General features: G+C 64.3%; 15 protein-coding genes. 9 read left to right on the top strand and 6 right to left on the bottom strand.

Going from position 1 to position 20,844, the window contains the following annotated elements; all coding sequences use genetic code 11:
* Positions 1 to 57 precede the first annotated feature (57 nt).
* Complete coding sequence (locus KZJ38_RS33275; protein ID WP_246641898.1) at positions 58 to 507, bottom strand: response regulator; 450 nt, start codon at positions 505 to 507, stop codon at positions 58 to 60.
* Between the two features lie 429 nt (positions 508 to 936).
* Between KZJ38_RS33275 and glgX the strand changes: the two genes are divergently transcribed.
* On the top strand, positions 937 to 3,216 hold the full coding sequence (gene glgX, locus KZJ38_RS33270; RefSeq protein WP_219801270.1) for a glycogen debranching protein GlgX: 2,280 nt from the start codon (positions 937 to 939) through the stop codon (positions 3,214 to 3,216).
* A 162-nt stretch (positions 3,217 to 3,378) separates the two neighbouring features.
* Here glgX and glgA read toward each other — a convergent pair whose 3' ends face one another.
* From glgA to KZJ38_RS33255, 3 genes are all read right to left on the bottom strand, one after another.
* Positions 3,379 to 5,049 carry a glycogen synthase GlgA gene (gene glgA / locus KZJ38_RS33265; protein ID WP_219801269.1) on the bottom strand — a complete coding sequence of 557 codons (1,671 nt, stop codon included), beginning with the start codon at positions 5,047 to 5,049 and terminating at the stop codon, positions 3,379 to 3,381.
* 216 nt (positions 5,050 to 5,265) lie between these two features.
* Positions 5,266 to 5,856, bottom strand: a complete 591-nt coding sequence (locus tag KZJ38_RS33260) for a BPSL1445 family SYLF domain-containing lipoprotein (protein WP_219801268.1) — start codon at positions 5,854 to 5,856, stop codon at positions 5,266 to 5,268.
* A gap of 110 nt (positions 5,857 to 5,966) precedes the next feature.
* Positions 5,967 to 6,458 (bottom strand): response regulator, encoded by a 492-nt coding sequence (locus KZJ38_RS33255; protein WP_219801267.1) that lies wholly within the window; start codon positions 6,456 to 6,458, stop codon positions 5,967 to 5,969.
* 275 nt (positions 6,459 to 6,733) lie between these two features.
* On the opposite strand from KZJ38_RS33255, the gene KZJ38_RS33250 reads away from it, so the two are divergent.
* Together KZJ38_RS33250 and KZJ38_RS33245 are read left to right on the top strand one after the other, a co-directional pair.
* Positions 6,734 to 7,102: a hypothetical protein gene (locus tag KZJ38_RS33250; RefSeq protein ID WP_219801266.1), complete on the top strand. Its 369-nt coding sequence runs from the start codon at positions 6,734 to 6,736 to the stop codon at positions 7,100 to 7,102.
* Between the two features lie 168 nt (positions 7,103 to 7,270).
* Entirely contained in the window at positions 7,271 to 9,418 is a 2,148-nt protein-coding gene (locus KZJ38_RS33245) for a phosphocholine-specific phospholipase C (protein ID WP_219801265.1), read from the top strand.
* A 346-nt stretch (positions 9,419 to 9,764) separates the two neighbouring features.
* Here KZJ38_RS33245 and KZJ38_RS33240 read toward each other — a convergent pair whose 3' ends face one another.
* The gene (locus KZJ38_RS33240; protein ID WP_219801264.1) at positions 9,765 to 11,714 is read right to left on the bottom strand and encodes an AI-2E family transporter; all 1,950 of its coding nucleotides are present in this window, start codon (positions 11,712 to 11,714) and stop codon (positions 9,765 to 9,767) included.
* Between the two features lie 428 nt (positions 11,715 to 12,142).
* Here KZJ38_RS33240 and KZJ38_RS33235 point away from each other — a divergent pair, with 428 nt between their 5' ends.
* Positions 12,143 to 12,694: a hypothetical protein gene (locus KZJ38_RS33235; protein ID WP_219801263.1), complete on the top strand. Its 552-nt coding sequence runs from the start codon at positions 12,143 to 12,145 to the stop codon at positions 12,692 to 12,694.
* A 145-nt stretch (positions 12,695 to 12,839) separates the two neighbouring features.
* Positions 12,840 to 13,388, top strand: a complete 549-nt coding sequence (locus KZJ38_RS33230; RefSeq protein WP_219801262.1) for a hypothetical protein — start codon at positions 12,840 to 12,842, stop codon at positions 13,386 to 13,388.
* A gap of 62 nt (positions 13,389 to 13,450) precedes the next feature.
* Here the strand turns inward: KZJ38_RS33230 and KZJ38_RS33225 are convergent, their stop codons facing one another.
* A complete protein-coding gene (locus tag KZJ38_RS33225; protein WP_219801261.1) occupies positions 13,451 to 14,860 on the bottom strand; it encodes a dihydrolipoyl dehydrogenase in 1,410 nt (469 codons plus the stop codon).
* Positions 14,861 to 15,041: 181 nt separating this feature from the next.
* On the opposite strand from KZJ38_RS33225, the gene KZJ38_RS36800 reads away from it, so the two are divergent.
* From KZJ38_RS36800 to KZJ38_RS33200, 4 genes are all read left to right on the top strand, one after another.
* Positions 15,042 to 16,250 carry a cupin domain-containing protein gene (locus tag KZJ38_RS36800; RefSeq protein ID WP_246641897.1) on the top strand — a complete coding sequence of 403 codons (1,209 nt, stop codon included), beginning with the start codon at positions 15,042 to 15,044 and terminating at the stop codon, positions 16,248 to 16,250.
* Between the two features lie 342 nt (positions 16,251 to 16,592).
* Positions 16,593 to 17,117 (top strand): carboxymuconolactone decarboxylase family protein, encoded by a 525-nt coding sequence (locus tag KZJ38_RS33210; RefSeq protein WP_219801260.1) that lies wholly within the window; start codon positions 16,593 to 16,595, stop codon positions 17,115 to 17,117.
* Between the two features lie 100 nt (positions 17,118 to 17,217).
* Complete coding sequence (gene grxC, locus KZJ38_RS33205; protein ID WP_219801259.1) at positions 17,218 to 17,478, top strand: glutaredoxin 3; 261 nt, start codon at positions 17,218 to 17,220, stop codon at positions 17,476 to 17,478.
* Between the two features lie 361 nt (positions 17,479 to 17,839).
* Positions 17,840 to 20,695, top strand: coding sequence for an ATP-dependent Clp protease ATP-binding subunit (locus KZJ38_RS33200; RefSeq protein WP_219801258.1), 2,856 nt, complete (start codon positions 17,840 to 17,842; stop codon positions 20,693 to 20,695).
* The last annotated feature ends 149 nt before the right edge of the window (positions 20,696 to 20,844 follow it).

Genomic DNA, 20,844 nt, shown 5'->3' with positions numbered 1-20,844 from the left:
ACGCGCGACCGTGCGCAATTATCGACCGCAACTATGGCCCGCAGCTACGGCCCGCAACTACCGCCGCACCGCCGCACGCCGCGGCGCATCGAACGCCGAGCGCAGCAGCCCCTCGACGTTCGCGAGCAGGGTTTCGCGCGGCACCGGCTTGTGCAGCGTGCACTCGCACATCACGTTGGCGGGAATATCGGGCGACGCGCTCCACAAGATAACCGGCACGTCGTCGAGCGACGGGTCGGCCTTCAATGCAAGGCACACTTCGACTCCGTTCATCTCCGGCATCATCAGATCGGTGATGACAAGCGCCGGGTGCAGTCGATGCGCGAGTTCCACGCCTTTGCGCGCCTCGACCGTCGTCACCACATGGAAGCCCTCCAGTTCGAGCAGAAGCGCCCATGCGACGAGCAGTTCCTGTTCGTCATCGATGAGCAGAATAGTGGGCAGGCGGGTGTCCGAAAGTGCGTTGGCATCCATCATCGGTCTACTATCGAGTGCATCGGGGTGCATCAAGCGATGCACGTTTCGGGCGGCTTAAATATTTCGCACGCACGCATGACCCGTGCCATCGGGGGGCGAGATCGGCCACGATGCGCGTCGCGCACACGGCAATCACGCGGCAATTCCCTGTGCGATCGCCGCTGCGGCGCGCCGCGCGGGAGCTTGTGCGACGTTTGCGTGACTGCAGCATGACACGTTCCGCGAAGAGCCGCGGTGCATTTAGCGTGCCGTCCGTGCGCACAGGGCCTGAGGAGTATGTGGCGACCGCGCAAAATCTATCTTTGTTTGTAAGTCTGAGTAAGCGTTGTGTGACAACGCGCGCGACGTAATGAGCGGGCACACGGCTTGCTGAACCGCGTCCTTGGCGCGATACATCTGCTTCCGCTTTTCGCGTACCTCGCGCGTTCTTCGAATCGCTTTTTCAAACAAAGGCTTTCCATGGCATACGACCGACGCATCTCCGAAGGCCTTCCGTTTCCGCTCGGCGCCACCTGGGACGGCAAGGGCGTGAACTTCGCGCTGTTCTCCGCGCATGCGACGAAGGTCGAACTGTGTCTGTTCGACGCTAAAGGCAAGCGCGAAGTCGAACGCATTGAATTACCCGAATACACCGACGAAGTGTGGCACGTCCATGTCGCAGGTCTGCCCGCGGGCACCGTGTACGCCTATCGCGTGCATGGACCGTTCGAGCCTGAGGCCGGACATCGCTTCAACCCGCACAAGCTGCTACTCGACCCGTATGCGAAGGCGCACGTCGGCGCGCTCAAATGGCATCCGTCGCTGTTCGGATATACGTTGAACGCGCCCGGCGACGATCCCGATCTCAAGTTCGACAAGCGCGACAGTGCGACGTATATGCCGAAGTGCCAGGTCGTCGACCAGACCTTCAACTGGACGCACCCCACGCGCATTCGCGTGCCGTGGGAACGCACGATTGTCTACGAGACACATGTGCGCGGCTACACGAAGCGGCACCCGGCGGTGCCCGCGAAAATGCGCGGCACGTTCGACGGTCTGGCGCAAAAGGCGGTAGTCGATCATATCCGGCGGCTTGGCGTGACGACCGTCGAACTGATGCCGATCCACGCGTTCGTCAACGACAGTTACCTGCTCGATAAAGGTCTCACGAACTACTGGGGCTACAACACGATCGGTTTTTTCGCGGCCGACCCGCGCTACTTCGCGCGCGGCCCCGGGATGGTCGCCGAGTTCAAGGAGATGGTGGACCGGCTGCACGATGCGGGGCTCGAAGTCATACTCGACGTGGTCTACAACCACACGGCCGAAGGCAACGAACGCGGACCGACGCTATCGTTTCGCGGCATCGACAACGCGTCGTACTACCGGCTGATGCCCGAGCAGAACCGCTACTACATCAACGACACCGGCACCGGCAATACGCTGAACCTGTCGCATCCGCGCGTGCTGCAGATGGTGACCGACAGCCTGCGCTACTGGGTCACCGAGATGAACGTCGACGGCTTCCGTTTCGATCTCGCGACGATTCTCGGCCGCGAGCCGTATGGTTTCGACGAAGGCGGCGGCTTCCTCGACAGTTGCCGGCAGGATCCGGTGCTCGCGAGCGTCAAGCTGATTGCCGAGCCGTGGGATTGCGGGCCCGGTGGTTATCAGGTCGGCGGCTTCCCGCCGGGCTGGGCCGAATGGAACGACCGCTTTCGCGACACGGCGCGCTCGTTCTGGAAGGGCGACGAAAATTGCGCGGCCGATCTCGCAACGCGTCTGACGGCATCGGGCGACTTCTTCAACCGGCGCGGCCGGCGGCCCTGGTCGAGCGTGAACTTCGTGACCGCGCACGACGGCTTCACGCTGCACGATCTCGTGTCGTACAACGATCGCCACAACGAGGCGAACGGCGAAGACAACAACGATGGCCATAGCGACAACCGCTCGTGGAATTGCGGCGTCGAAGGGCCGACCGAAGACACCGAAGTGATCGAACTGCGCGAGCGTCAGAAGCGCAACCTGCTTGCGACACTGCTGTTCTCGCAAGGCACGCCGATGATGCTGGCCGGCGACGAATTCGGGCGTACGCAGCACGGCAATAACAATGCTTACTGTCAGGACAACGAGATCAGCTGGGTCGACTGGGAAGGCATCGACGACCGCGGGCGTGCCTTGATCGGCTTCGTGCGCAAGCTCACGGCACTACGCCATGCGTTGCCGGTGTTGCGGCGCGGCCGTTTCCTGACCGGCGAGACGCGTGTGCTGAAACTGCCGGGCCGGGTGGAAGGCGCAAGCGAAGGTGCCAGTGAACGGGCAAGCGAGGCGGCAAGCGAAGTCGCGGTCGAAGCGGAAACCGAAGCCGATCTCGAAGTGAAGGACGTGAAGTGGCTGAGCCCCGCCGGCGTCGAACTGACGGGCGAACAGTGGGGCGATCCGGCGATGCGCTGCTTCGGTCTGGTGATCGACGGCCGTGCGCAGGCGAGCGGCATTCGCCGGCCGGCATCGGATGCGACGCTGCTCGTCGTCGTCAACGCCTATCACGACGTGGTGGACTTCACGCTGCCCGAGATTCCGGGCAGCGATCAATGGAGCTGTCTGATCGATACGAACGCGCCCGAGCGCGACGAATTGCCGGAGTTCGGTTCTGGCGATGTGTATCAGGTGACGGGGCGTTCGCTGCTGCTGTTCGCGCTGCATGCGCAGGGCGAGACTCAGCATGTGTTCGACAGGCTCGAGGAGCGGCTCACGCAGTAAAGTGGAAGCGTGGGGCGCGGCGGCCCGGCCGGGATCAATAGCGCGGTCGGGCCTGAACGCCGTGCTACGCGAGCCATGCAATGCCGTTACAAACGATGTCGTTGCGGGCACAACGATCATGCAGCCGCATACACTTGTTATGCGGCTGCTCCCTGCACGTCATTACGCGCGCCGCGCGACATCCTCGAGCACGGTCTGCGCGGGAGCATTGCCGGTCCACGCGCCAGTTTGCGTCGCGCTCGCGGCACGCCGCGCCGGCCGCCGCCGCTGCGTGACGACGTCGACATCGTGCGAGCCATTCACGATAGCCGCTGGCGCTTGCACCGCGTCGGACAGATCGCGCCGTGCCGGCCGCGCATCGGTGAGTTCCGCGTACAGCTGCAGATAGCGCGCCGCCGGCCGCGCCCAACCGAAGGGGCCTCGCATCGCATTACGCTGCAGCGCATGCCACGACGACGGCCGCATAAAGGCCTCGAGCGCGCGTTCGAGCGCCGCGACAACATCGCCCGCGGTATCGCCGTCAAACAGAAAGCCGGTCGCGCCGTCTTCGGGCAAGCCGAGCTCGGGCGAACGCGCCGGTTCGTAATCGACGATCGTATCGACCAGGCCGCCGACGCGCGACGCGACCGGAATCGTGCCGTAACGCATCGCATACATCTGCGTGAGCCCGCACGGCTCGAAGCGGCTGCCGTGCAGCAGCATGTCCGCGCCCGCATGCAGCTTGTGCGCGGTCGCTTCGTCGTAACCGATCTGCACGCCGACGCGCTGCGGCCAGACTGCCGCGAGCGCACGCATGGCCTGTTCGAGATGGGCGTCGCCTTTGCCGAGAATCGCTACTTGCAGCCGCGGATGCCGCGCAAGCGCCATCGGCAGTGCGGCGGCAACCACATCGGCAAGCTTTTGCGACGTGAGCCGGCTGCCGATCGCGACGACCGGCGCAAACGGATCGAGCGCGAGACCGAAGCGCTGCTGCAGATCGCGCTTGCAGGCCTGCTTGCCGCGCACGTCGGCAGCGGAATAGTGGCGCGCGACATGGGCGTCCGTCGCCGGGTTCCACACAGTCTCGTCGATGCCGTTCGTGATGCCGGAGAGCTTGTGCGCGTTCGCTTGCAGCACGCCTTCCATCCGGTGTCCGAAATGCGGCATGAGGATTTCGCGCGCGTACGTGTCGCTGACCGTCGTCACGCGATCGGCGTGCACGATGCCGGCCTTCATCGGGCTCAGCGTGTTGTAGAACTCGATGCTGCGCTCATCGGAAAGCGCGGGCGCGAGCAGTTCGTCGGGTACGCCGAGCCAGCTGCCGAGCGCGAGCGGGCAGTTACCCTGGAACGCGAGATTGTGAATCGTGAACACGCTTTTCGCGGGCACGCCCGCGAGCTTCATCAGCAACGGCGTGAGCCCTGCATGCCAATCGTGCGCGTGCACGATGTCGGGGCGTCTGACGCCGCGCACGCCGCGCGCAATGCGTGCGGCCGCCGCGGCCAGCGAGGCGAAACGCACGGTGTTGTCGAGGTAATCATGGCCGCGCTGATCGACATACAGCTGCTCGCGCCGGAACAGATGATCCATCTGCAATAGCAGCACCGGCACGCCGGTATCGGGCATCTGCGCACGCAAGAGGCGCGCGTCGCCACCCGGCAGCCCACCGATCCGCGTAAGCGGTGTGACGCCCACCGCCTGATCGAGCGCGGCCGGATACGCGGGCAGCAGGATCGACACGTCGACACCCGCGTCGCGTAGCGCTGCCGCATAGGCGCTCACCATATCGCCGAGCCCGCCGGATTTGGCGAGCGGCATCGCCTCCGAGGCGACGAGAAGAACGTTCAGCGTCAAGATCGACTCCGCGCGAAAGAAATGCAGTAGGGGACGGTTGAGGGGTAAATCGTAATGCGCTGCGGTGCAACGCAAGGCTTGTGCCATGAAAAAACCGGCCGCTTCGCGCCGCGCGGCGCGCGTGCGGCCGGTCACCATGTAATTTCAGCGTGCCGCCGCGGCGGCTTTTACACAGACAAAAGCGCCGCGGCGTGAACATGGGTGTCGGCGCCCCGGTCAGATGTCGAGCCGCGACACTTTGGTGCCTTCGAGCGACACGCCGGCCATCAGGCCCGCGTTGGTCAGCACGAAGGCCTCCACCGGCGCGGTCGCCGTCGACGAATCGATATTGCCGTTTGCGCCGACCTTCACGACCGCGACCGTCGCATCGCCGCCCACGGCCCAGCCGTTGCGGCTGCGGAAGTCGGAGAGCGCCTGCTCGTTCATGAAGCAGAAGATGATCGCCTTCGACTGAGCGCCGGCCTGCAGGCCGAACGAACCGGCCGCCGTGCTGTAGAAACCCTCGGTGCGGCCGCCGATACGCAGCGCGCCCTGGCCGTATTGAGCGCCGACCACGAAGCCCGCCTGCACGACCTGCGGGAACACAAGCACGCCGCGCGCTTTCGCGACGAGTTCGCGCGAGCCGGGGACGGTCGTATAGAGGCGCGACAGCGTGGCGTCGACGTCGTGATTGATCGCGGCGCGCTTGTCCGAATTGCCGGCCGTGCTGTTTGCCGCGTTTTGTCCCGTCGTCGTGCAGCCAGCCATCGCCAGGCCGCCGGCCGCAAGCATCGCACCGCTGGACAAAATGAACTTTCTTCTTTGCATCGTTGTTCTCCTGTAAGCGTGAATCGATAGATGCGCATTGAGTGCAGCGGCATCTACAGCACGGCTTGTGCCTGACCCCTGCACTTACATTGCGGTGCCTGCTTCACGCCTCACGTTATCTCCTGCCCTCGCGGCGCGGCGCTTCCATTCGTTCCGTCCGGCGACATCGCTACAGCCTTCTTCAACAACGCGAGCAGACGCTGCGGCGTCAGCGGCTTCGCGCAATGCGCATCGAAGCCGGCTTCGCGCGCCCGCTCGCGATCGCGTCCGGACGCATAGCCCGTGCACGCGATAAGCAGCATGCGCGACGTCGACGGCGTCGCGCGCAAGCGCCGTGCGAGCTCGAGACCGTCGAGCTCCGGCATGGCGATATCGAGCACCACGGCGAACGGCTGCCATGTCTCGGCGATCGCGCAGACGTCGTGCGCCTCGTGCATCGCTCGGCATTCGAAGCCGTTCGCGTTGAGCAGCAGTTGCAACGCATCGGCGGCGTCCGCGTAGTCGTCGACGACGAGCACCCGGCGATGGTCGGCCAGCGCCTGGCCGATTGGCCGCCACTGCAACTCGTCTTCGCTGTCCTGCAGGTTAGTGCGAGTGCGCATCCGTGTCTCCCCAGTCTTATGTGCCGCTAGCGGATATGCACGATCGCAAGCCCCGGACCCGAACCTGACTCTATTAATGTTTTATTTCTTTTTCATTTATTTCGCCTGGCGCTCAAATGATGCGTTTTAACTATTTGAAAATATGCGCGAATCGATATGAAAACGTTTCACAAATTTTTCTTAATTTAACGTGAAACTCTCCTCGCGAAAACAATGCGGCATTGATTCAGAAGCCGTGCTGAACGTCCGGTTAACTAAAGAACGGAATGAGGATCATGGACGGAGACTTTTTATCAAAGCTGGCGGCCGCATGGGTTGCCCTCCTTAGCGTCTTTATGCTCACTGCATGCGGCCCCGGCCCGGGGGACGCGAGCGCGGCGAACAATGCGGCGAACAGCGCGGCTAACAACGCGTCCGCATCGAATGATTCCGCCGGTTCCACACAGAACGATACGTCGCGCTATCAAAGCACCGCGCTGCAGCTGGCCGCGGGTGCGTCGGTGCCGCTCTCGCAACTGCAGGCGCCGCCGCTCGTGAATATGGGCTCCGGCAGCGCGGTGGCCAGCGCGCAGGCGAGCGTCGCGGCCGATGCGATACAGGTCGCGCCCGTGATGCGCTACGCACCCGGCGACAGCGCCAACTGATTCGCGGCAGTTCGCTCGTCGCAGTTCGCTCATTGCAATTCGCTTCGTTGCAGTTCGCGTTTAGCGCCGCACGGCAGGTCGCTTTTCGAGCCACTGAGCACAGCGCCCGGTGCGACGACGCATTGCCTCCAGATTCCCCCCGCCACAAAGAGAGAAGGTGAAAAGACCATGACTTCCAATAGCCGCCGCCGTTTTCTACAAACCGTTGCCTCATCCGCCGGGGCTGCCGCCGCGATGACCGCGCTGCCGGACTCGATCCGCAGGGCGCTCGCCGTGCCGGCCGCATCCCGCACGGGCACGATCAACGATATCGAGCATATCGTCGTGTTCATGCAGGAGAACCGTTCCTTCGACCACTACTTCGGCCATATGCGGGGCGTGCGCGGGTATAACGACCGCTTCCCGATCCCGCTGCCGGGTGGCAATCCGGTCTGGTTCCAGCCGTCGAAGGAAGACGCGACCAAGCCGGTGCTGCCGTTCCACCTCGATACGCTGACGACGAGCGCGCAGTGTATCGGCGACCTCGACCACAACTGGTATCCGACGCACGCCGCGATCAACAACGGCCGCTACGACCAGTGGCCCGCGAACAAGACGGACATGACGATGGGCTACCACCTGCGCACCGACATTCCGTTCCACTACGCACTGGCCGATGCCTTCACGGTGTGCGATTCGTACTTCTGCTCGATGCCGGGACCGACGCACCCGAACCGCATGTACCTGATGACGGGCATGGTCGATCCGACCGGCACGCACGGCGGCCCGCTGCTCGACAACAACGATTTCGTCGACGGCGACAAGCCGCCGAAGTACCAGCTGCTGTCGTGGACCACGTATCCGGAGCGCCTCGAAAAAGCTGGCATCTCGTGGCAGGTCTATCAGCAGGGCACGGACGGCAGCGATCCGCTGACCGGCAACTACGGCACGAACGTCCTGCAGAACTTCACGAACTTCATCAACGCGCAACCGGGCTCGTCGCTGTATCAGCGCGCGCAGACGGTGCGCACGATCGACGACCTGAAGGCCGACGTGCTCGCCAACAAGCTGCCGCAGGTGTCGTGGCTGTGTCCGCCGGCCGCGTACTCGGAGCACCCGAAGTACACGCCGGCATACGGCGCCGAATACACGTCGATGATTCTCGACGCGCTGACGTCGAATCCCGAAGTGTGGAGCAAGACCGTGCTCTTCATCATGTACGACGAGAACGACGGCTTCTTCGATCACATGCCGCCGCCGCAGGTGCCGACGACGCGCGCGCAGGGTCTGTCGACCGTGACGACCGAAGGCGAGATCCACAACGTGATCAACCCGGATGGCCGCGGCGGCACCTACACGGTTGATAACTTGCCGTACGGCCTCGGCACGCGCGTGCCGATGACGATCGTGTCGCCGTGGTCGAAGGGCGGCTTCGTCTGCTCGGAAGTGTTCGACCATACGTCGGTGATCCGCTTTATCGAAGCGCGTTTCGGCGTGAAGGAACCGAACATCACGAAATGGCGCCGCGCGGTGTGCGGCGACCTGACCTCGGCGTTCGACTTCCGCACGCCCGATGCGTCGATGCCGGCGCTGCCCGACACGAGCAACTACAAGTCGATCGCCGACAACCAGTGCGCGACGCAACCGAAGCCCGTCGTGCCCGCGGTGCCGGGCCCGATCGTGGCGCAGGAGCCGGGCATCCGCTTCGCCCGCGCGCTGCCGTACGAGCTGCACGTGAACGGCAAGGTCAACGAGAAGCGCAATGTGCTCGAGCTCGTGATGGGCAACACCGGCACGGTCGGCGCGCACTTCTATATCTATTCGTCGCTGCGCACCGATGGCCCGTGGCGCTATACGGTCGAGAAGGACAAGTCGATCACCGAAACCTTCGACCTGTCGATCAACAACGGCGCCTACGCGTTCACGGTCTACGGCCCGAACGGTTTCGTGCGGCGCTTCAACGGCGACCTGAACGCCGAGATGATCGAGGCCGCAGCCGGCAAGGGCAAGAAGAAGATGGCTTTGCCCGAGGTCAAGACGCACTACGACGTGGGCAACGGCAACCTCGTGCTGCGCTTCACGAACAAGGGCAACAGGAACGCGCGTCTTTCCGTGGCCGATAACGCGTACGGTGCACTGACGCGTCCGGTGATCGTGCCGCCGAACGAGACGGTCGAAGAGAAGTTCGTGCTTGCGTCGAGCCACCACTGGTACGACTTCACGGTGACCGACAACGACGATGAGGCATTCCAGCGCCGCCTCGCAGGCCACATCGAAACCGGCAAGCCGAGCATTACGGACCCGGCCGCGGTCGCGCCGGTGATGACGGCTTCGTAAGTCTTAAGGATCGGTTAAAGCACCTTACTGGAAAGAAACAACGTCGCCCCGCAGCGGTTTTACGGCCGCTGCGGGGCGAATGCTTTTGCGCTTCAGAACGCGTGTATGAAATGCAAATAGAAAACCGCCAGCAGGTTTTTATAAAATAAAAATGATTATTTGCTGACGATGCGTAATCTTCAGGTGCGATTTTTATAAAAGCGAAAAATCCGCTCTTAATAAAATCGGCTTGAATTCTTTCAATTGCCGATTCTTGCTGTGCACACGGTGGTCGGACCCGTGGTTATTATTTCAATTCGCTTTCGATCATGCGTCATGGCATAGAAGCGGCATAGAAGCGTGACGCTCAGCCGGTTCGCTCGACGAGCCGCGGCGGCAGCGGCGCGGCGTTGGTCGCTGCCTGCACGCATTGGTCGACCAGTTCGCCGAAGCCGTTCACATTGATCGTGCCGGTCAGCGATGTCGTCTCGTCTTCGCGTTCGGATAGTCCGCCCACGCCGACCACGAGCGCGGCCGAAGGAGCCCGCTCGCGGATGCGCCGCACGAGGTTGCGCAGATACGGCGGCGCCTCCGATGCATCGAGCGTCACGACGCAGAGAATCGGCGCGTTTTCCATGCTCGCCGAATCGATGCTGCCTTTCCTGAACTGCGCGTAGTGCGCGGCCGAAACGGGCAGGCCACGTCGGCCTAGCAATTGCACGGCGATCGCGGTCGCGACTTCGTCGAAGGCGCCGCGGCCTGCGATGCAGACGACGCGTATGCCGGGCAGCAACTGCATGGGTGCATCGGCGGCTGAAGCGTCGTTTGTCCACTCCTGATCCTTGTCCTTGCCCTTGTCATTCTCGCTGCCGCCTGACGGCGGTGGCGCAAGCGGCGGCGCGGGCATCGGACTTTCCGCCCCCTCGAGATTCTCGACGATATCGAGCAGCGTCTCGTTCATACGGCTCAACTGGTCGGGGGCGAACACACCGCGCAGCGCGTCGTTGCGCGCCAGGCGCAAACCTTCGCGCGCGACATCGTCGTAGTACTGGACAAGCGGCATTTCTTTGAGCAACCGTTCCGCTTGCACGATCGCCTCGTGCGGATCGTCGGCAAGCAGGCGCTGATAGAAATTCTGCGCGGGCGTGAGCGCCGGTTGATCGCCGAGCAACACAGTGAGGAACCGCAATCGCTCCGCATAGCGGCCCAGCGTGACGAGACACAGCGTCAACGGCGTCGACAGCACGAGGCCCACCGGTCCCCAGAGCCAGCTCCAGAAAATCGCGGCGACCACCACGGCGAGCGGCGAGAGTCCCGAGCTATGTCCGTACAGCAGCGGCTCGACCACTTGCCCCGCGACGACGTCGACGACCACGAACAGAACGATCGTCGCGACGGCCATCGACCATTGCGGCTGGATCGCAGCGGCGAATATCACCGCGAGCGCGCCGGCGATCCACGTGCCGATATACGGCACGAAGCGCAGCAATGCAGTCAGCACGCCGAACAGCAGCGCGCCCGGCACGCCGATGATCGCGAGTCCGACCGCGATCAGCGAACCGGCGCCGACGTTGATGCCGAGCTGTGCGACGAAATAGCGCGACAGGCGGCTTGCCGCATCGTTGATGGCGGTGGTCGTGCGGTGCAGGTCGCGTGCGCCGAACAGACGTATCAGGCGGTCGCGCAAATCCTCGCGCTGCAGCAGGATGAAGATCGTCACGACGAGCACGATGAACATCGTCTCGATCGGGCCGACGACCGGTGAAAACACCTTCTGCGCAAGCTGCAGCGGCGAAGGCATCGGCTCGTGCACCTCGACCGGCATTGGCGCGGCGGCTGACGGCTTCGGCGTGCGGCCGGCTTCGTGCGGTGGATTCGGCGGCCGATCGGGCGTGACGCGCGCAAGCGTGCCGGCAGCGCGCGTGAGCAGCGCATCGGCGCGGCCGATCGTTTTCTCCTGCACGGTCTCGATCTTGAGCTCGATCGCCGCCTGGTATTGCGGCAGCGAGCTCGCTAGTTGCGCGACCTGTGCGGCGATCAGCGTGCCGACTGCCAGCAGCGAGACGAGGGCCACCAGCACCGCGACGAAGATCGACGGCAGCTGCCCGAAGTGCAGGCGCCTCAGCACGCTGACCAGCGGTGCGAGCAGGAAGCTCAACAGCACCGCGAGCGTGATCGGAATCAACACTTCGCGGCCGAAATACAAACCGCAGACGACCACGACGGCCGTGATCGTCGAGGTCAGCCCGAGCAGGCCGGGCACGCCCGGCGGGTAGACGCGATTCGATGATCGTTGTGGCGTCAGCGGCAGTTTCATGGGTGTTCTGGATGCGGCGCGGGCGGCCTGGTTTCGTTCAACGTGCTGCCATCGGCCCGGTGCGAGCCGATTCACGTTGCCGCATGAATCAAGCAAAACATGCGCCTGGTGCGAGTCGCTTGTGCTGCCGCGCTGATAGTACTGGGGAGTCGTTGGTGGGCGTGCTGTTCCGGTTCGGGCCGGCCATACGCGTGCGTGATGTATGGCGAACGCAGCGGCATAAATGCGAAGCGGCGCGGCAAATTTACTCGCGACTTATTTGCGACGTTGGCGCGCGGCGCTGCAATGGTTTTGCCGCACGTTTGTATGCCGGGCATGGGTCGGCCGTGTGCCATGGCATATATCGCGCATTTGTCCGACGAATGCTAAAGGAAGCGCGCGAACCTGCCGATAAGCTGACATCCCCTTTCAGACAGAGGTGATCAACGATGATCGTGCAAGGTATCTCCGGCGTCGCGAGCACGGCCGCGGCCGGCGCCAACCCGAACACGGCGGACACGTCGGCGAACACGGGTGCGGCCAGTAACAACGCGAACGGCTCGGCGGGCGGCACGTCCGGTTCGGCAGATTCGCAGACGGGCGCCCCGGGGTCGTCGCCGGCCTCGTCGGGCAAGGGCGCGGGCGCGGGTTCGGGCGCGGCGAACGCGGGCGGCGTGGGTGGCATCCCCGGCCTTGGCGGCGCAGCGGGCAGCGGCTCAGGCAACGGCTCAGGCAACGGCTCGGGCAAGGCGAGCTCCGCGATCCAGCAACTCGACGCTTTGGTCGAGCGTCTGAAAGCGGAACTGGCGCAGGTGCAACAGCAGATTGCGGTTGTCGCGCGGCAGCGTGTTCCCGGCGGCGGCCCGAACCCGGCCATGAATGCGCTGCAGTCCGAGGCGCATCTGATAGAAGGTGCGATTCTCAGCGCGGCGTCGGAGCTTGCCGGACTCGTGATGAAGCAGGGGCAAACCACGGGCGGAGTGATCGATACGCAGGCGTAGGCGAGCTTGCCGCGGTTCAATCGGAGGGCCGGGGCGCGGTGCTGTTGCGCGTGCCGCTCACTTCGGCTGTGCATGGGTTCGACTAAAGAAAGCGCGAGGCCGCGCCGATATGCTGATATCCCCTTTTCAAGGCAGGTGACCGACGATGACCGTGCAAGCCATTACGGGTGTGGCAGCGACGCGTGCTCCGACCAGCGCAACCTCGAGCCCGTCACAGGGCGCTTCCGCGAATCAGGCCGCGGGCAATGCCGCCGGCGGCGCGAACGGCGCGTCGGGCTCGTCGGGATCGTCCGGTTCGCAAGCGGGATCGTCGGGCGCTTCGTCGACTTCGTCCGGCTCATCGTCCGGCTCATCGTCCGGATCAGGCACGGCGAACGCCAGCGGCCTTGGCCGCGTTGCCGGCATGCTGGCGGCCGGCGCATCGGGCAGCAACTCGGGCTCGTCCAACCCCGCGATCGAGCAACTCGAGGAATTGATCGCGCGACTCAAGGCACAACTCGCCGGCGTGCAGTCGCAAATCGCGGCGGCCGAGCGGATGCGTACCCCCGATGGCAGTCCGAATCCGGCCGTCGCTTCGCTGCAGGGCGAGGCCGCGTCGATACAAGGCGCGATCGGCGTCGCGACCGCGCAGCTTGCGGAACTGCTGATGCAGCAAGGACAAACCGCGGGCGGTCTGATCAATACGCAAGCGTAAACGCTGCGCTTGCGACGGGCGCGGCTTTCACGCATACCACTGCGCGAAAGCCGCGGTGCCGGTCAGGCGGCGACTTTGTGCTCGGCCTTCAACAGCGCGACCGCATTGCGCAACGCGGTACGCAAGCCTTCTTCGACGACCGGGTGGTAGAACGGCATCTCGAGCATCGCGTCGACCGTCAGGTTCATCTGCAGCGCCCACGACAGCAGATGCGCGATATGCTCCGCATCCGGCCCGATCCACTCGGCGCCCACGAAACGCCGCGTCGCCTTGTCCACGTAGACGTGCATGAGTCCGCGATTGCGCAGCATCACGCGGCTGCGGCCCTGATCCTCGAAACTCACCTCGCCCGCGACGAAGCTGCCCGGCACGAGATCGGCATGCCGCGCGCCGACCATCGCGATGCCCGGGTCCGAGAACAGCACCGAAATCGGCGCACGGCGCACGAGCGGCGCGACGTTCGGGTAGCGCGCGGCGTTCGTGCCGGCCGCGCGGCCTTCGTCGGCGGCTTCGTGCAGCAGCGGCAGCACGCCGTTCGCGTCGCCCGCGATAAACACCGCATGCTTGCCGGCTTGCAAGGTGAGCGGGTCGTAGACGGGCATGCCGGTCTGGTCGAGTTCGAGCGTCGTGTTGCCGAGCGCGAGCTTGTCGATATTCGGGCGGCGGCCCGCGGTGAGGAGCACATAGTCGAACGTATCTTCAACAAGCGTGCCGTCGCTCGCGCGGTAGCGCAAATGGACCGTGTCGCCGTCGCGCGTCGCCGCTTCGATTTCGGCGCGCGGCTCGAAGCGGAACGCCTCGCTGAACACGTTCTGCGCGTACCCGCGGATCACCGGATCGGTCAGCGGACCGACGCGGCCGCGCGCACCGAGCATCGTCACATCGACGCCGAGCCGTGCAAGCGCCTGGCCCAGTTCGAGACCGATCACGCCCGCGCCGACCACCGCCACCTTGCGGGGCAGATCGTCCCAGCTGAACACATCGTCGTTGACGATCGCGCGGTCGCCGAGCGCGCGATACATCGCCGGCACATACGGCGACGAGCCGGTCGCGATCACCACGCTGCGTGCGTGCACACGTGTGTGGTCGCCGATCTGCAGCAGGTTGTCGTCGACGAACTTCGCGTAGCCGAGCAGGCGGTCCTCGGCCGGAATGCCTTCGACGCTTTCCACGACGAACCCGACGAAGCGGTCGCGCTCGCTTTTCACGCGCTGCATCACTTCGCGCCCGTCGATGCGGATCGTGCCGTCCACATGCACACCGAACGGCGCGGTGCTCGCGGCCGCATGGGCGGCTTCGGCCGCCGCGATCAACAGCTTCGACGGCATACAGCCGACCCGCGCACACGTGGTGCCGTAAGGGCCGCCTTCGATCAGGAGCGCCGACGCGCCCGCGGCCTTCGCCGCACGGTACGCCGGCAGACCGGCGCTGCCGGCGCCGATCACTGCGACATCGATATGAATCGTTTTCATCTGTTGCTCCAGTTCGTTTGAATGCACTGCGCGCATGGTTTGAAAGCTGCTCGTCATGCACCGCGCCGTCGTCCAGTAGAATCGGGCGCAGGTCTTGCCTGCATTCGATGGACTCACTGTACGTCGGTCATCGCCGCGTGCGAATTCGCTAACGGATCAACAAATTGCTCAAACGACTCATATGGATCTGCTAAGCCGCTTTCTTTCGCTGACGCCGGTCAATGGACGCATCGACGAGCGCTGCCATTTCGGCTCGCCATGGGTGGTTGAAGTGGGTACGGCCGGCGTGCACGAGATTCCGTATCACGTGCTGCTGGCCGGGGAAGCCGTGCTCGAGGACGGCAACGGGCCACCGCGCAGGCTCACGGCCGGCGACGTGATCCTGTTCCCGACTGGCACGCCGCACCGCATTCATGACGGCAGCGGTGCGCCGCCCGCGCCGGCGGTCAAGCGGCGCAATATCACGCTGACGGTCGTCGAAAACGGCAGTTCGGGGCCGGTCGCCGACCTGCTGTGCGGGCGCTTCCTGGTCGGCGCGATGCCGGAGCGGCTGTTGCGCGAGCATTTGCCGGCGAGGCTCGTGGTCAGTACGGGGTCGGTGGCGGCGGGGCAGGCGGCGCCGCGCCTGCCGTATGCGGGGGTGCGCGGGACCTCGCCGGAGGCGATGTCCGAGGTGACGTCGGACGTGACGTCTGAGGCGTCGGAGGCGGCCGAGGCCGCGCGCGACGAAGCGGCCGGGGCGATACGGATCGCGGACGTCGCGGGTGAAGGCGGCCATGCCGATGCCTCTGACTCTGACTCTGGCTTTCCCTCTACCGATGAAGATGCAGCCGGCGAAGATGCATCCGCTGGCGGCGCATCGCAGCCGAGCGTCGCCGGCTCGCGGCTCGCGCGCATCGTCTCGTTGATGCGCGAGGAGGCGCTCGACGAAAGCCCCGGCAGCGAATGCCTGATCAACTATCTGTCGGCTGCGCTGTTCGCGCTGACGCTGCGTTTTGCGAGCGAAGGCGCCGATGCGCCGCGCGGACTGCTTGCGCTGGCGGGTCAGCCGCGGCTGCAGCCGGCGCTTTCCGCGATGTTCGAAAATCCCGGCGAACCGTGGACGCTCGACCAGTTCGCCGCGCTATGTCATATGTCGCGCGCGACCTTCGTACGGCAGTTCCAGGATGCCATCGGCCGCTCCGCGACCGATATGCTGACCGAAGTGCGTCTGACGCTCGCGGGCCGCGCGCTGCTCGAAACGACGACATCGGTGGCCGAGATCGGCTCGACCGTCGGCTATCAGTCCGAGGCCGCGTTCCAGCGTGTGTTCAAGCGGCATATCGGCGTGACGCCCGCGCGCTGGCGTGCAACAGGCGGCAATATTCAGCTGCAGCCGCAGTCGAAGTAGGCGGTGGTTCGCCGCGCTGCCGGGTGGCCGCGTCCGATGCGCTACGCGTTTGCGCGTAATCGGGTGTTTTAGCGGTTACCGCCATTTCTCCATTTTGTCTTTGCCGCCGCCGCATTCCGCGGTGGCCACGCTTCCATCGTTCTGCCAGCTAACGCCCTCGCCATGCCCTCGTCACGCCGCCCGCGGCCGTGAGCCGATCGGGCAATTTCTTGATCCAGCGTGCCATTAACGTGCGTGCCGCCAATCCGTAAAGTGCAACCAATCCGTTGGATGACGGACGGAATTTAAACGAAACCACTTCGGTTGCATTTTCAACAATTGGTTGTCACAAGGAGAACTACCATGGCACGCATTCAAACCCTGTCGATCGGTGAAGCCCCGGCATCCGCGCAAGCGTCGCTGCATGCAGTCGAAAAGGCGACGGGCTTCCTGCCGAATCTTTTCAAGGTCTTCGCAAATTCGCCGTCTTCGCTCGGCGCTTTCATGCAAGGACAACAGCAACTGTCGAAGGGGGAGCTCAGCGCGGCGGAACGCGAGATCATCGCGCTCGCGGTGTCGCAAGTGAACCGCTGTGAGTACTGTCTTGCCGCGCATACGGTGCTGGGCGGCCACGCAGGCCTCGCCGACGACGCGATTCGCGCCGCGCGCCGCGGCGAAGGCAGCGCGCTCGCGACGCTCGCGAAAGCGGTGGCCAGCCAACGCGGCCGTGTAAGCGATGCGGATGTCGCTGCCGCGCGTGAGGCGGGCATCACCGACAGCAGGATCGTCGAGATCATCGCCGTCGTCGCGCAAGTGACCTTCACGAACTACCTGAACAACGTCGCGAAGACGGACGTGGACTTTCCGGCTGTCGACGAAGAAGTCTGACCGCTGTCCATCGTTCCGGCTACTGACGATCGCTGCCGGGCGCGCGAGATTCGCGCGCTCGCGGCAGCGGCGCCGCAACTTCAAACTTCTGGAGATGACGATGTCTGAAATCACGCTCTATACGAAGCGTACCTGTCCGTACTGTCTTGCCGCGAAAGCGTTATTGCGCGGCAAGGGCGCGGCGTTCCGCGAAATCGACATCGAGAACAATCGGGCGAGGACGCTCGAGATGATCGAACGCAGCGGCCGCCGCACGGTGCCGCAAATCTTTGTCGGCGACACGCATGTGGGCGGCTACGACGATTTGCGTGCGCTCGAGAAGCAAGGCGGTCTCGATGCGCTGCTCACAGCGGAGGTGTGATGTAGTGCGGCCATGCATGCCGGTGCATCAGTCTGGTTTTATGTTTCGCGCGCTGTTCACGCTTGCGGTTTGCGTGGGCGGCGCTTTTTGATTTTCGCGCGCCGGGTCCTGCGAGCCCCTCAAGTCTTCAAGCCCCTCAAGTCTTCAATCCCCTCAAGTCTTCAAGCCCCTCGAGCCAGTACACGACGAACATAACGCTCCTTTCGATTTCGAATCAGGCACGAAGCCTGCGATTGCCGTGCCTCTTCGCACCCTGAATGCGCTTCGCGCACCGATCATGTAGCATCGAATCTGCGCCGGCAAGGCCGGACGCGGGTTGCGGGGTTTTTCCTTACGCGAATCGTTTCACAGGGGAGCTCTTATGGCACGGCAAGTCTGTGACATCTGCGGCGTCAGGCCCGCGAGCGTGCGGCTCGCAGTGCTTCAGAGCGGACGCAGGCGGATTCTCGATGTATGCGACTACCACTACGAGCAGCTGACACGGCATCAGCGCACGCTATCGCCGCTCGAGGCGCTGTTTAGCAGCGCCATGCCCGATCAGCTCGACGAACTCGGCGACGCGGCCACGTACGCGCGCCCGGTGCCGCAGCGCGTCGAAGGCGCTGAAGCGGTCGTCAATATCGAACGGCATTTCAGCGATCTGGCAAAAGAAATGCTGCAACGCGCGGCGGAACGCGCCGTGCAGTTCGGTAGACGCGAAGTCGATACCGAGCATCTGCTTTACGAACTGGCCGACAACGCGGTCATCATTTCGATTCTGAAAAGCCTCGGCATCTCGTCCACCGACGTGCGCGCCTATATCGATGCGAATGCGCCCAAACGCACCGCGCTCGAAGCGCCGCCCGACAATCAGATGGGCGTCACGCCTTGCCTGAAAAGCGCGCTCGAACGCGCGTTTCTTGCTTCGCGCGAACTGGGCCACAGCTACGTCGGTCCCGAGCATCTGCTGATCGGCCTTGCCGAAGTGAACAACAGTTTTGCGAGCAATCTGTTTGTCAAATACGGGCTCGATACGCAGGCGTTGCGTGCGCAGACGGCCTCTGCCATCGGGCCGAGCATGAAACGCGAAACAGTCGCCGCACCGTCGAATACGCCGCAGCTCGATAAATTCAGCCGCGATCTGACCGCGCTTGCGCGCGATGGCCGGCTAGACCCCGTGATCGGCCGGTCGGGCGAAATTGAAACGCTCGTCGAAGTGCTGGCACGGCGCCGCAAGAACAACCCGGTGCTGATCGGCGAACCGGGCGTCGGCAAAACGGCCGTCGTCGAAGGGCTTGCCCAGCGGATGGTGAACGGCGACGTGCCTGAGTCGCTGCGCGACAAGCGCCTGGTTGAGCTCAACGTAAATTCGCTCGTGGCCGGCGCGAAGTTTCGCGGCGAGTTCGAGGAGCGCGTCAAGCAACTGCTCGAGGAAATTACCGCGAACCTCGATTCGCTCGTGCTGTTCGTCGATGAAGTGCATACGATTGTCGGCGCGGGGCAGGGCGGTGGCGAGGGCGGCCTCGATATCGCGAACGTGTTCAAGCCCGCGATGGCGCGCGGCGAACTGAACCTGATCGGCGCGACTACGCTCTCCGAGTATCAGAAGTACATCGAAAAAGACGCGGCGCTGGAGCGGCGCTTCCAGCCGGTGCTCGTGCCCGAGCCGAGCGTCGTGCAGACCATCAACATTCTGCGCGGGCTGCGCGACCGGCTCGAGGCGCACCATCGCGTGACGATTCAGGACGATGCGATCGTCGGCGCGGCCGAACTGTCGGACCGCTATATCAGCGGGCGCTTTCTGCCGGACAAGGCGATCGACCTCGTCGACCAGGCGGCCGCGCGGGTGCATCTGTCGGCCACCTCGCGCCCGGCCGCGATACTCGAGCACGAAGCCGAGCTCGCGCAACTGCATCGCGAGCAGGACTACGCGGCGTCGCGCAAGCAATACGAGCGCGCGCACGCGCTCGACACCGAAATCGCGGACAAGGAGCGCGCGCTCAGCGAGGCGACCGATGCATGGAAGACGGGCATGGGGGCGAATACGTCGCACGTAACCGTGACGAATATCGCGGAGATCGTCGCGAAGCTCACCGGCATTCCGGTCGCACAACTCACCACTGAGGAACGCGAACGGCTGCTCAATATGGAAGAGCGGCTGCACGAGCGCGTGATCGGCCAGGACCAGGCGGTACAGGCGGTCAGCGACGCGGTGCGCCGCTCGCGCACGGGCTTGCAGGCACGCCACCGGCCGACCGCGGTATTTCTGTTCCTCGGGCCCACGGGCGTCGGCAAGACCGAGCTCGCGAAAGCGCTGGCCGAAGTGGTGTTCGGCGACGAAGAGGCGATGCTGCGCATCGATATGAGCGAATACATGGAGCGGCACGCCGTGTCGCGGCTCATCGGTTCGCCGCCCGGCTATGTGGGACACGATGAAGGCGGGCAACTGACCGAGCGCGTGCGGCGCCGTCCGTATAGCGTGATTCTGTTCGACGAAATCGAAAAGGCGCACCCGGACGTGTACAACGTGCTGCTGCAGGTGTTCGACGATGGGCGCCTGACCGACGGCAAAGGGCGCGTGGTCGACTTCAGCAATACGCTGATCATCGCGACGAGCAACCTGGGCGCCGAAGTGATTGGCGGACACACGCGCGCGGGTCCGGGCTTCCTGAGCGGCGATGCGGTGTCGACCGTGCAAAGCGGCGTGATGAACGTGTTGCGCCAGCATTTCAGGCCCGAATTCCTGAACCGTATCGACGACATCATCCTGTTCAAGGCGCTGACGCGCGATGAGACGCGGCATGTGGTGCGGCTGCAGCTCGAACAGGTGAAGCGTCTCGCCAGGAGCCAGGACATCGACCTCGAGTTCGACGATACGGTGGTCGACTATCTCGCGACGGAAGGCTACCGGCCCGAGTTCGGTGCGCGTGAGTTGCGCCGTCAGATCCGGCAACTGATCGAAAACGAGCTCGCGAAGGAGATGCTGAAGGGCGATATCGGCGAAGGCTCGAGCATCATGTGCACGTACGATGCAGCCGAACATCACGTGAAGTTCACGACGACGTCGGCGAGCGCGAGCGGGAGCGCGAATCCGGGCGCAAAGCAGCGCGCCTCCGCGAAGCCGCCTGAAAGGAAACTGTCGCTTGAGCCTTCCGGCGGATCGTCCGGCGAGCGTCGCAAGGATTCGTTCGGAGAACCACACGACGGCGCATCGCCGCCCGAAGCGGCGAATTCCTAGCGATGTTTCTCGCCGCGCATGTGTCAAATACGCGGCAAAGAAGCGGCCGGCTGCCCGACAGGCGCAGCCGGCCGTTCTTGTTTGCGGCATGGTCGCCTGGCCGGAAAATCCGGCAAAGATGCCGGGGAGTTGCATCATAATGAGCGCGC

This window comes from Paraburkholderia edwinii (genome assembly GCF_019428685.1).
Classification (GTDB): domain Bacteria; phylum Pseudomonadota; class Gammaproteobacteria; order Burkholderiales; family Burkholderiaceae; genus Paraburkholderia; species Paraburkholderia edwinii.
Note: the sequence above shows the minus strand (reverse complement) of the source record. Positions and strands in the feature narration are given on the sequence as shown.